The sequence below is a fragment of the Thalassotalea nanhaiensis genome, from assembly GCF_031583575.1.
In the GTDB taxonomy this organism is placed as follows: Bacteria; Pseudomonadota; Gammaproteobacteria; order Enterobacterales; family Alteromonadaceae; genus Thalassotalea_A; species Thalassotalea_A nanhaiensis.
This window is the reverse complement of record NZ_CP134146.1, coordinates 285,381-297,211: the sequence shown is the minus strand read 5'-3', so window position 1 is coordinate 297,211 and position 11,831 is coordinate 285,381. Positions and strand designations below refer to the sequence as shown.

Genomic DNA, 11,831 nt, shown 5'->3' with positions numbered 1-11,831 from the left:
TTATTACACTAAATATCTCTATATACTAGTAAATAATATTAATATCTTTTTTACTAATGGTTGATTTTTAGTGCTAATTTTCAAACGTTTAATGCAACTATCCGTTATCGGGTTCCTTCTAGTATGCTTGGTTATAGGCGGTTTTTACCTAACCATGCGCAGCGACCTTCCCAGTGTGGAGGTACTAAAAGATGTTCAGCTACAAATACCTATGCAAATCTATAGTAGCGAAGGTGAACTCATTTCGCAATTCGGCACTAAAAGACGTATTCCTGTTGAGCTAAAAGATATGCCGCAACAGCTTATCAATGCCTTTTTAGCAACCGAAGACAATCGCTTTTATGAGCACTTTGGCGTAGACCCAATCGGCATGACACGAGCTATTATCGGCCAAATTACCGGTAATGATGCTGGTGGCGCCAGTACTATTACCATGCAAACAGCACGAAATTTCTTTTTAACACGAGAGCAAACTTACATCAGAAAAATAAGAGAAATTTTTATCTCTTTACATATGGAAAAGCTGTTAACAAAAGATGAAATTTTAGAGTTATATTTAAATAAGATTGAGCTAAGTCATCGTGCGTTTGGTGTAGGTGCAGCTGCACAGGTTTATTACGGTAAGGAATTAAAAGACCTTACCTTAGCTGAAATCGCAGTTATCGCTGGTTTACCAAAAGCACCAAGTACCTACAATCCAATCAGTAATCCAGATAAAGCTAAATTTCGCCGTACGACTGTCCTGCAACGTATGTTAGTGAGTGGTTACATTACCGAGAGCGAATACCAGCAAGCGAATAATGAAGAAATTCATACTAAACGACATGGTGTAGATATTGAATTAAGTGCTCCATACGTTGCTGAAATGGCCAACAAAAAAGCATTGCAAATGTATGGCTCTGAAGTCGCTTATGGTAAGGGCTTGAAAATCTACACTACTGTACAATCAGATTTGCAAAACGCTGCGAAAGCCGCTGTTATTGGCAACATATATGCATATGATGAACGTCATGGTTATAGAGGACCTATTAAACGTCTTTGGCTCAGTGAAGCAGATAAAGTGTATTTATTAGCAAGTGCCAAACAACGTTTAAGTGAAAATGATTACGAATCATACCAACTAGCATTAACAGAAATAAGCGCAGAGCCCCCTGAAGCAGAAGACATTCTCGACAATTTGAACAAAGTAGCTATTTATAACGACTTGAAGGCAGCGGTTGTTACCAATGTTGAAGAACAGCAAGCACAAATCCAACTTCGTAATGGCGACACTGCCATTATTGACTGGGATGGTATGTCGTGGGCTAGAGCTTATCTTGATGATAAAACTCAGGGGAAAGCACCAAAACTTGCAAAGCAAATATTGACTAGCGGAGATGTTATTTATGTTCGAACGTCTGTTGATGGTGTCTATCGCTTAAGCCAATTGCCAGATGTTTCTGCTGGCATTGTTGCTATTTCTCCTGATACCGGGGCTATTTTAGCGAGCGTAGGTGGCTACAGCTTCAAACAAAGCCAATTCAACCGCATCACTCAAGCAAACCGTCAAGTGGGCTCAAATATTAAACCATTTGTATATTCTTCGGCGTTAGAAAATGGCTATACGTTAGCGACAATTGTAAATGACGCGCCAATAAACCAGTGGGATAAACGCTCTGGTTTTGCCTGGCGTCCAAAAAATTCGCCTGCGGTGTATGAAGGACCACTACGCGTAAGAATAGGTTTGGCTAAGTCAAAAAATGTTATGTCGGTTCGTTTATTACGTGGCATGAAATTAAGTACATTGATTAAACATTTAGGAAAATTTGGTTTTGATCAATCTGCATTACCAAAAGATGAATCAATTGCTTTAGGTTCCGCTTCGATGACGCCTATGCAGGTTGTCGCTGGGTTTTCAGCGTTTGCGAACCAGGGGTATTTGGTAGAGCCTTATATTATTGACCGAATTGAAGATGCTGATGGTGAAGTTATTTATCAAGCAGAGCCTAAAGTGGCTTGTTATGAATGTGAAGTTGCCCAAGCAGAATATGCCAACAGCTTCGATGCCAGTGACGAGGTGGATGTAGAAATGATCACCACACCGTTAGCGCCAAGAATTATCAGTCGCGAAAATGCATTTTTAGTTACAGAAGCAATGAACGGCGTTATTTGGGGCGGTGGCGGTGACTGGTCAAAAGGTACCGGTTGGAGCGGCACGGGTTGGCGAGCTAAAACTTTAAATCGTCGCGATATAGCAGGTAAAACCGGTACAACGAATGAATCTAAAGATGCTTGGTTTAGTGGATTCAGTCGACGTATAGCGGCAAGTTCTTGGATAGGTTTTGATGATCCTACCCGCAATTTAGGCCGTACCAATGTAAATAGTAACTTGGGCAGAAACCAAACTGCAGGCGGTGAAGCAGGGGCAAATGCAGCTCAGCCTTCATGGATTAAATTTATGGAAGTTGCCTTAAGTAAATATGAATTTGAAGCATTTACCCAACCAGATAATATTGTTTCAATCCGCATCGATAAGTTAACAGGCAAACGAACCAACAAAACAGATAAAAGTTCTAGGTTTGAATACTTCATTAAAGGTACAGAGCCAACCGAGTGGGTTGATAAAGATAACATTGAGCAAATAATAGAAAACCAAGAAGAAACAACCATCGAAGAAGAAGAATTATTTTAAAAAATCATTTTCAGTCAGGGAGTAAATATGAAATATAGACTATTAGGTATAGCAATAGCCCTTGCAAGCAGCTCAGCATTTGCTGAAGAAGAAACAAAAATTTGGTCGGGCGACATCGATTTTGGTTATACCAACCTTACTGGTAACACCGAAGAAACGACTACCAGTGGTAAAATTCATGTATTACGTGAAAGTGCGCCTTGGAAGTATGTCGCTCATTTTGAATCTTTATACTCTGAAAGCAATGATGAGAAAAGTGCGGAACGTTGGGGAGCATATACCCGTTTAGAATATAATTTCACTGATAAAAATTACGTTTTTGGTCGTGTTTCTTATGATGAAGATAAATTCAGTGGTTATGATTCTCAGAGTACCGCGACAGTTGGTCTTGGTTGGAACATTATCGATAGTGAAGAAATGGACTGGGATCTTGAAGGTGGTGCTGGTTACCGCTCAGCTAAAGTCGAAGATCCATTAATAGCAGAAGATGAAGAAGAAGTTATTTACAGGCTTTCTACACTATTTAAATGGCAGTTTTCACCAACAGCGTCGTTTGTACAGCTACTCAGTACCGAGATTGGTGAAGAAAATACCATTAGCCTTTCAGAATCGGCCGTCAAAGTACAAGTGATAGGTCAAGTATCACTGAAAGTAAGCTATATCGTGAAACATACAGAGGAAGTGCCTGTTGGCATCGAAGATACTGATACCGAAACAGTGGTTAGTGTCACCTACTCGTTCTAAGAAATGTAAAGTACACATCATTGAAAACAACATTGATATATGAAAAAGGGATCTGATAAACAGATCCCTTTTATAATTTTCAATCTGGATTAATTGATTACGCCTCAACGATTTCAATACTACCTAATATTTGCGGTAAGTTATGCTCACTTAAGTTAAACATTAGTGCTTCTTCATCACAATTATCTTGCTTAGGACATAAGTCACAATCTTTCATAACTTTCTCTGGTAAAGTGTCTTTATCTCCAGGAATAAAGTCTAACTTTTCAAAGAACGTTGGTTTACGAGTTAACACAAATACTTTTAGTAGCGCCATTTCTTTAGCTCTGCCTAATAAGTATTTACATAACTGCTGACCGTAACCTTTACCTTGATGATTAATACTTACACCCAGTGAGCGAATTTCTGCTAAACCAGTACTATAAATATAGAGCGCGGCACAAGCACACACTTGGCCATTCACTTCAATTACGGCAAAGTCACGAATACTCTTAATTAAGTCATCTTCTTTACGTGGTAAGTTTTCTTCGCGTGAAGACCAGTAATTCACTAACTTAACAATTGAACGTAAATCGGTAAGTTTCGCATCTCGTACGACATAGTTAGCGGTGCCAAATTGAAGACGATTATCATCAATGACTTTTTGCACAGGTTCAATACCAGTACCACCAAGAATATTACGTTTATCAACCAAATACTCAAGTTCAAGCACCGGATATACATCGGCTTCAATTAGTGGCGAAAACTGTTTAAATTCATCTAAACGTAAGCTTTCTAATGGCTCACCCTGGTTTATGGCATAGAGTACGGCTGAGCCAGTAATATCGTGCGCAGTTCTAAACGGTACACCTTTGCCAACTAAGTAATCAGCAAGCTCAGTCGCGTTAGCATAACCACCACGCGCCGCTTTTTGACATTCGGCACTGTTCAGCTCAATCGAGTTCACAACTTCAATAGCCATTACCAAACAAGATAACCATTGCTCTAACGCATCAAATAAGCCCTGTTTGTCTTCTTGCATATCTTTGTTATAGGCAAGCGGCAAACCTTTCAAGGTTACTAATAACGCCTGCAATGAACCGTATACGCGACCACATTTACCACGAATCAGCTCTAACGCATCAGGGTTTTTCTTTTGTGGCATTAAAGAGCTGCCAGAAGTTACCTGATCGCCTAAAGTAATAAAATTAGCTTCACCAGAGTTAAAGAAGATTAAGTCTTCTGAAAAACGCGACAAATGCATCATGCCAGTACTTGCAGCAAACAACAGTTCTAACACATAATCTCTGTCAGATACTGCATCAAGCGAGTTCATGCATGGGCCATCAAAGCCTAAAGAGTGAGCTAACTCAACCCGATCAATAGGGTATGTAGTACCCGCTAAGGCACCACAACCTAAAGGCGATTGGTTCAGACGTTTACGAGCATCTTCAAGACGTGAAATATCACGTTTAAGCATTTCTACATACGCCATACACCAATGGGCAAAACGTACAGGTTGTGCACGTTGCAAATGAGTATAACCTGGCAATATGTGCTGTTTATTATTGTCGGCTAAATTAATTAACTGCTGGACGCAGTTTTTTAGCATATTTAAAATAACATCGGTCTGTTCACGCGACCATAAACGTAAATCAGTAGACACTTGATCATTACGGCTACGACCAGTATGGAGTTTACGAGCGGTATCACCAATTACTTCAATAAGCTCTGATTCGACCCAGCTGTGAATATCTTCAGCAGTTGCTTCAGTAAAATCTACCTCGCCCGCTTCCACTTTCGCAGCTAAATCCAGTAACGCTTGTTCCATTTTTTGTTGTTCTTCAATGGTTAATACACCAGCTTTTTGAATCGCTTTTGACCAACCAATAGAACCTTTAATATCTTGTTGAGCCAAGACATAGTCAAACGGTAGAGAATCGTTAAATGCTTTAAAAATATCACTACTGCCCGACTTAAAACGGCCACCCCATAATGCTGCCATATTACTTCTCCTGCTGTTTTAACGCGTTAATCCGGCTTGATAAGCTGAATAAACGAATAAAACCTTCTGCATGTTTTTGGTCGTACACATCATCTGCACCAAAGGTCGCAAACTCTTCTGAGTATAAGCTGTTTGGTGAACGACGCTGTGTTACATTCGCTTGGCCTTTATAAAGCTTCACAACTACATCACCAGTGACTTGCTCTGCAAATGAGTTGGTTGCCGCCATTTGTGCTTTAGCCAGAGGAGTGAACCAACGTCCATCATAAATTACGTGTGAATACTCTAACGCTACAGACTCACGGAATTTCAACGATTCTTTATCAAGAATTAATGACTCTAAGCCTTTATAAGCTGCCATTAACACTGTGCCGCCTGGGGTTTCATAACAACCGCGAGACTTCATGCCAACTAAACGGTTTTCAACAATATCGATACGACCAACACCATGTGCGCCAGCTTTTTCATTAAGATAAACTAAAGACTCATAGGCTGACATTGCTTTGCCATCGACAGACACTAGCTCACCTTTATCAAAGCTAAGCATTACTGAACCAGGTTCATTTGGTGCGTCTAATGGGTCAGTAGTCATGGTCCAAACTTCTTTAGTAGGCTCACACCATGGGTCTTCTAATTCGCCACCTTCGTGCGAAATATGCCATGCGTTAGCATCGCGACTGTATATTTTAGTTAATGATGCAGAACATGGAATATCACGCTCTGCTAAGTAATCTAATAAGTCTTCACGAGAAACCATGTCCCACTCACGCCATGGAGCAATAACCGTAAGTTGTGGGGCAAGCGCGGCAAAACATGACTCAAAACGTACCTGGTCATTACCTTTACCAGTACAACCATGACATACGGCATCGGCGCCTACTTTTAAAGCTACTTCTACATGCGCTTTAGCAATAACAGGACGTGCCATTGACGTACCAAGTAAGTACTGGCCTTCATAAACTGCACCAGTTTTTACAATAGGGAAGATATAGTCTTTAACAAATTCTTCTTTTAAATCAACTACGTGACATTCAGAAGCACCTGAAGCAATGGCTTTTTCTTGAATACCAACAAGCTCTTCTTCGCCTTGACCAACATCGGCACAAAAGGCGACTACTTCACAGCCTTCGTAGTTTTCTTTTAACCATGGAATGATCGCCGAAGTATCTAAACCACCAGAATACGCTAATACTACCTTTTTAATTTTCTTGCTCATGTTATTACTCTCAATTCTTTAATTTTTAAATTTGGTTACGCTTAATAAGTTCTAAATAAATTTATTTAAATAAACTTACTAATACTGAATTTTGTGCCCACATACGGTTTTCTGCTTGTTGAAAAGCAATTGATTGCTTAGAATCAAACACGCTTGTGGTAATTTCTTGCTCTAAGTGAGCCGGCTGACAATGCATTACTGCAGTCGCGCCTGCTTTAGCCATTAATTGATCATTAATTTGATAAGGCATAAATTTCTCTAGGATTGCATCAACTTTAGTACTGTCACCCATAGAAATCCAAGTATCGGTATAAATAACTTGTTGGTTGTTCGCATCGTCAATATCCGTCGACACAGTTAAGGTTGCACCACTTTGTTCTGCAAGCGTTTGCGCCTTAGCGACCAATGTATTGTCAGGTTCATAACCTGGAGGGGTTATTACCGTAACATTTGCACCTAAAATACTGCCCATTAGCATTAATGAATTTGATACATTGTTACCATCACCGATGTACGCAATATTTAAACCTTCAACACTACCAAAGTTTTCGGTAAGCGCCATGTAGTCAGCCAATGCTTGACACGGATGGTATAAATCGCTCAACGCATTAATGACAGGAATGCCTGCATGTTCAGCCATTTCATCAAGCACTTGCTGCTTAAAAACACGCGCAACAATAGCGTCACTCCAACAGGCAAGGTTTTTAGCTACGTCTTTAACGCGTTCACGTTCACCTAATTGGCCATTTTGTTGGCCAATATAAAGACTGTGACCACCCAGTTTTTGAATACCAATATCAAAGCTGATATGTGTACGTAAAGATGGCTTTTCAAAAAGCATTACTACAGATTTTCCGGCTAATGCTTGTGAGTATTTACTTGGGTTATTTTTAATATCAATCGCTTGCTCGATCAATTCTAAAAGTTGTTGTTTATCCTGCAGTTGGTCTGCTAAAAAATGTTGTAATGACATAAGTATCCTGTTTTCTAAATCTGTATTTAACGTGTGTGTTATATGTTTGGTTCAATACGGGTGCCAAAAACGTTCCCTTGTTGCAGTGTGATTAACTGCTCAGGCGTCTTCCAACTGGCAACCGCGATACTTCGTCGTAATTGTGTAGCAGCGGTAAAGGCGGCGTTTACTTTGGCGATCATACCGCCATCAATAACACCTTGTTCGATTAGTTGTTGGGCATCTTTATGATTGAGGCTTGCTAAATACTCGCCTGAAGCACCTTTCACGCCGGCAACATCGGTTAATAAAATAAGATTGCCATTAACTAATTGGCTAATAGCAACTGCGGCATCATCGGCATTAACGTTTACTAATTGACCATTATCTAAACAGCCAATAGATGAAATAATAGCAACGCTATTACCTGTTACTAATGCATTAATAAATGCGTCATCATTAGGGGTTGGTACGCCAACACAGCCTAAAAATTCTTCTGCGGGTGTGCATTTGATCATTTGACCATCATGTAAAGCCAAACCTACGGCAGATAAGCCAACCGTATTAGCACTGGCGACTAACGCTTTATTTACCGTGCCCGCGAGTGCTCCGGTAATTATAGGCATATGTTCTGGTTCACTCACTCGTAAACCATTTACCTTTTTACTGGTGTAGCCGGCTTTGGCAAGTAGCTCATCAGCTACGCAGCCACCACCATGCACAACAATAATCGCTTGTACATTGTCTTGCAGCGTTTTAACTACTTTGAATAGTTCAATAAGTGCTTGTGGCGATTCCATAATCGCGCCACCAATCTTAATAACCAAAGGCGTGCTCATTTAAGCATCTCCCTTATTCATAGAATTGGTCATAGAGTTGCTCATAGAATTAGGCAGTAAGCCATAATGTGAGTCTAAACCTAAGGTTAAGTTAAAACATTGGATTGCTTGCGAAGCCGCACCTTTTAATAAGTTATCGATAGCACAACTTGCAACCAGTACATGTTTTTCTTGGTCAAACTGCCACTTCACATTGGCAAAAGGAGTACTGCTTACATCATCAATTTTTGGCCAATCATTGCTTATTCTTACCAGTGGGGTATTGCTATAAGCATCGCTAAACGCTTGCTCTACCTGCTCAGCAGTTACGTCACTTTTTAAATTTAATGTTACCGTTGACAGCAAGCCACGTTTATAAGGTGCAATATGTGGGTTAAAAATCACTTGCTGACCACACTCTTGACTAATTTCTGGTTGATGACGGTGCTGTAAAATGTTGTAAGCTTTTAAACTTAATTCATTAAAGCTGGTTGCAAGAGACGCTTTTCTACCTGCACCACTCACACCACTAATTCCATTAACAACAATTAAGCCATTGTCTTGTTGTAAGTTATTTGCAGTAATTGGTTTGAGTGCTAACAAGCTGGCTGTTGGATAACAACCTGGAACGGCAACAAGATTAGCGCTTTTAATCGCTTCACCGTTAAATTCAGCTAAACCATAAATTGCTGCATTTAGTAGATCTTGATGCTTATGCTCAAAACCATAATATTTAGGGTAATCGCTAGCTTCGCTTAAACGAAATGCGCCAGAAAGATCGAATACTTTTATTCCCGCATTTACAAATTCAAATGCCCATTGCTGCGAATACTCATGTGGAGTTGCAAAGAATACAGCATCTAAGTCTAAGTTTTGATCCAGCCAATTTTTTGAGAACGGTTGCAAAGGTTTGTCGCAAACAGATTTCATGCGCGGGTATAGATCAGAAAATAGTAAACCACTTGATGCACTACCTTCAGATACCAACACCTGAAAATCACTAATTTTGTTATGTTGAGTTAATATTTCAACTAATTCAGCGCCTGCATAACCGCTAGCACCTACAACTGCTACTTTCACAAACTTACCTTATTGCAATTCTATTCATTAAATTATAATCAACAATTGTATATCTAGCGAACAAATTCATCGTTCCAACACAATTCAAAACACAGTAATTACCTAAAGTTACAGCTTAAATAATTATTTAGTAGCCAGAAAACATCTGCTTGATTACACTGATAGTGTGAAAGTAACAAGTATTGATTATTTATGCAACTTTTTAGCATAAGTATTTTAACGTTTAATATGGAATAACTATGCCTTTACCAAATTTTCAACAAGCCTTAACTGAATTGATTGCGTGCCCCTCAATTAGTGCCACCTCAACCAAATGGGATCAAAGCAATCAAACGGTAATTGAATTACTGGCAACCTGGTTTGCCGATTTAGGGTTTAGCATCAATATTCAACAAGTTCCCGACAGTAGAGGAAAATATAACTTACTTGCCAAACTTGGCGAGGGTGAAGGCGGTTTATTGTTATCAGGGCATAGCGACACTGTACCTTTTGATGAAAAAGGCTGGGATAGTGATCCTTTTACCATTACCGATAAAGCTGACAAATTTTATGGTTTAGGCACCTGTGACATGAAGGGATTTTTTGCGTTCATACTACAAGCCTGTAAACACTTGCCTATTAAAGATATGCGCAAACCACTCTATGTATTAGCGACAGCCGATGAAGAAACCACCATGGCCGGGGCACGTTTTTTTATCGAGCAACAATTGGCAAAGCCAGACGTAGCAATAATAGGTGAGCCAACCAATTTACAGCCGGTGATCATGCATAAGGGTCATATGTCGCATCGTATTTCGGTAAAAGGTAAATCAGGCCATTCCAGCATGCCACAAAAAGGCGTTAACGCCATTGAGGTGATGTATTTCATCATTGAAAAATTGATGAACTTAAAAAATGACCTCGCCGACAAATACATTAATGAAGCATTTACTGTAACTGAGCCAACGTTAAATTTTGGCGCTATTAAAGGTGGCGATAGTGCTAATCGCATTTGTGGTGACTGTTATCTAGATATCGATTTACGGGCCCTACCCGGCATAAAAGATGAAGAGTTGGTTCATTGGTTATCGGAAGCGTTAAAAGACGTTGCCGAAAATTACCCTGGTAGAGTGTCAATGGAAGAATTGCATGCCAGTTCGCCTGCATTTGCTGAGGATGAAAATAGCGAACTGGTAAAACTTGCAGAAAAATTCTCTGGCCATTGCTGCCAAGCAGTTAATTACGCTACCGAAGCACCTTTCATTCAGCAACTAGGTTGTCAAACAATCGTGTTGGGACCAGGTTCAATCGACCAAGCGCACCAGGTAAATGAATATTTAGCGTTTGACCAAATTGAACCGACAGAAAAAATACTATTAAAGTTTATTCAAAAATATTGTTTTTAAATACGAATAAAAAAATTACGACTCTTGCGGGTATGCTTGTCCTTCATCTTGATTTACCGCGGGTGACGATGCATGCCGGTGCAACCATACCCACCGGTCTGTTTTTCTTAATGCGACACTCCATCTAATTGGTATTTCTAATCTTTCTCCTTGATACTCAAGATGAATAACCAATGAAATGGCAACCACAGCATAATCATTCAAAATATTTATATTTGACCACTGCCATTCAAACTCATAGGCAGTAGCTTCTGCAAAGTTTCTAAGGAATAGCTCCTTAACAGCTGCTCTCCCTTCACAAAGTTCATCAGCGCCGGTGCCAATTGCAGAAATGTCATCGCTGTCTTCAAACACGGCCATTAATGAGTCAATATCTTTAGCACAATATGCTTTTGCATAATCTTCTAACGTTGATTTAATTTCTTGTTCTTCTGTCATATAACACCTTTTGTCGATAACTTTCACACGGTATGTTGTCGTGCTGAAACCGCTTGATTTATTTTTATTATTCCAAAAACTTACTTTTAACTTCTGCTGTTGGGATCATACAAGCATCTGTCTTACCAAAAATACTATACCTATTTCTAGCCAACAAACGATAGAAATAATCCCGAATAGGCCTGGGACACAATTTAAAAACTCGAAATAAAAACCAAAGACCAGATAAGTCTTTGGTAATTTCTAATGCGGCATCTGTACGGTAATAGCATTCATTATTTTTGATTAGTAGGAATGTATCAAAGCCAACATTTTCAACTTGGTATTTTGCAATTAAATTTTGTGCAGGTTTGCTTTGCATTGGCGTAAAGACAAACACATTTTTATGATCTCGCTTAATAATGAAATTGACAGAGCTGTTACAGAAATGACAAACGCCATCAAAAATAATAATGTGCTGAGTACTCATGACTTGCCTAAAAATATAATGCCGCGTTAATGGGTTCAGTATAGGTTGATTAAATGTAAAGCGAAGCCAACTGT

At 39.5% G+C, this 11,831-nt stretch carries 10 protein-coding genes; 3 read left to right on the top strand and 7 right to left on the bottom strand.

The window, feature by feature from the left end:
• Positions 1 to 70 precede the first annotated feature (70 nt).
• Together RI845_RS01415 and RI845_RS01410 are read left to right on the top strand one after the other, a co-directional pair.
• Positions 71 to 2,671 carry a penicillin-binding protein 1A gene (locus RI845_RS01415; RefSeq protein WP_405054071.1) on the top strand — a complete coding sequence of 867 codons (2,601 nt, stop codon included), beginning with the start codon at positions 71 to 73 and terminating at the stop codon, positions 2,669 to 2,671.
• A 27-nt stretch (positions 2,672 to 2,698) separates the two neighbouring features.
• Complete coding sequence (locus RI845_RS01410; protein ID WP_348387976.1) at positions 2,699 to 3,415, top strand: DUF481 domain-containing protein; 717 nt, start codon at positions 2,699 to 2,701, stop codon at positions 3,413 to 3,415.
• 97 nt (positions 3,416 to 3,512) lie between these two features.
• Here the strand turns inward: RI845_RS01410 and argH are convergent, their stop codons facing one another.
• From argH to argC, 5 genes are all read right to left on the bottom strand, one after another.
• Complete coding sequence (gene argH / locus RI845_RS01405) at positions 3,513 to 5,399, bottom strand: argininosuccinate lyase (RefSeq protein WP_348387975.1); 1,887 nt, start codon at positions 5,397 to 5,399, stop codon at positions 3,513 to 3,515.
• Position 5,400: 1 nt separating this feature from the next.
• Positions 5,401 to 6,615, bottom strand: coding sequence for an argininosuccinate synthase (locus RI845_RS01400; protein WP_348387974.1), 1,215 nt, complete (start codon positions 6,613 to 6,615; stop codon positions 5,401 to 5,403).
• 61 nt (positions 6,616 to 6,676) lie between these two features.
• The gene (locus RI845_RS01395) at positions 6,677 to 7,588 is read right to left on the bottom strand and encodes an ornithine carbamoyltransferase (RefSeq protein WP_348387973.1); all 912 of its coding nucleotides are present in this window, start codon (positions 7,586 to 7,588) and stop codon (positions 6,677 to 6,679) included.
• Between the two features lie 38 nt (positions 7,589 to 7,626).
• Positions 7,627 to 8,406: an acetylglutamate kinase gene (gene argB / locus RI845_RS01390; protein ID WP_348387972.1), complete on the bottom strand. Its 780-nt coding sequence runs from the start codon at positions 8,404 to 8,406 to the stop codon at positions 7,627 to 7,629.
• Positions 8,407 to 9,465, bottom strand: coding sequence for an N-acetyl-gamma-glutamyl-phosphate reductase (gene argC / locus RI845_RS01385; protein WP_348387971.1), 1,059 nt, complete (start codon positions 9,463 to 9,465; stop codon positions 8,407 to 8,409). It lies immediately after the preceding gene.
• A 239-nt stretch (positions 9,466 to 9,704) separates the two neighbouring features.
• Between argC and argE the strand changes: the two genes are divergently transcribed.
• Positions 9,705 to 10,850 carry an acetylornithine deacetylase gene (gene argE / locus RI845_RS01380; protein WP_348387970.1) on the top strand — a complete coding sequence of 382 codons (1,146 nt, stop codon included), beginning with the start codon at positions 9,705 to 9,707 and terminating at the stop codon, positions 10,848 to 10,850.
• A 15-nt stretch (positions 10,851 to 10,865) separates the two neighbouring features.
• Here argE and RI845_RS01375 read toward each other — a convergent pair whose 3' ends face one another.
• Together RI845_RS01375 and RI845_RS01370 are read right to left on the bottom strand one after the other, a co-directional pair.
• Complete coding sequence (locus RI845_RS01375; protein ID WP_348387969.1) at positions 10,866 to 11,288, bottom strand: nuclear transport factor 2 family protein; 423 nt, start codon at positions 11,286 to 11,288, stop codon at positions 10,866 to 10,868.
• A 67-nt stretch (positions 11,289 to 11,355) separates the two neighbouring features.
• The gene (locus tag RI845_RS01370) at positions 11,356 to 11,757 is read right to left on the bottom strand and encodes a thiol-disulfide oxidoreductase DCC family protein (protein WP_348387968.1); all 402 of its coding nucleotides are present in this window, start codon (positions 11,755 to 11,757) and stop codon (positions 11,356 to 11,358) included.
• Between the last annotated feature and the right edge of the window lie 74 nt (positions 11,758 to 11,831).

Bases quoted from the DNA above. Each gene is read 5' to 3' on its own strand.
- RI845_RS01370 (WP_348387968.1), bottom strand. From the start codon at position 11,757: ATGAGTACTCAGCACATTATTATTTTTGATGGCGTTTGTCATTTCTGT.
- RI845_RS01375 (WP_348387969.1), bottom strand. From the start codon at position 11,288: ATGACAGAAGAACAAGAAATTAAATCAACGTTAGAAGATTATGCAAAA.
- RI845_RS01400 (WP_348387974.1), bottom strand. From the start codon at position 6,615: ATGAGCAAGAAAATTAAAAAGGTAGTATTAGCGTATTCTGGTGGTTTA.
- RI845_RS01410 (WP_348387976.1), top strand. From the start codon at position 2,699: ATGAAATATAGACTATTAGGTATAGCAATAGCCCTTGCAAGCAGCTCA.
- argH (WP_348387975.1), bottom strand. From the start codon at position 5,399: ATGGCAGCATTATGGGGTGGCCGTTTTAAGTCGGGCAGTAGTGATATT.
- argB (WP_348387972.1), bottom strand. From the start codon at position 8,406: ATGAGCACGCCTTTGGTTATTAAGATTGGTGGCGCGATTATGGAATCG.
- RI845_RS01395 (WP_348387973.1), bottom strand. From the start codon at position 7,588: ATGTCATTACAACATTTTTTAGCAGACCAACTGCAGGATAAACAACAA.
- argE (WP_348387970.1), top strand. From the start codon at position 9,705: ATGCCTTTACCAAATTTTCAACAAGCCTTAACTGAATTGATTGCGTGC.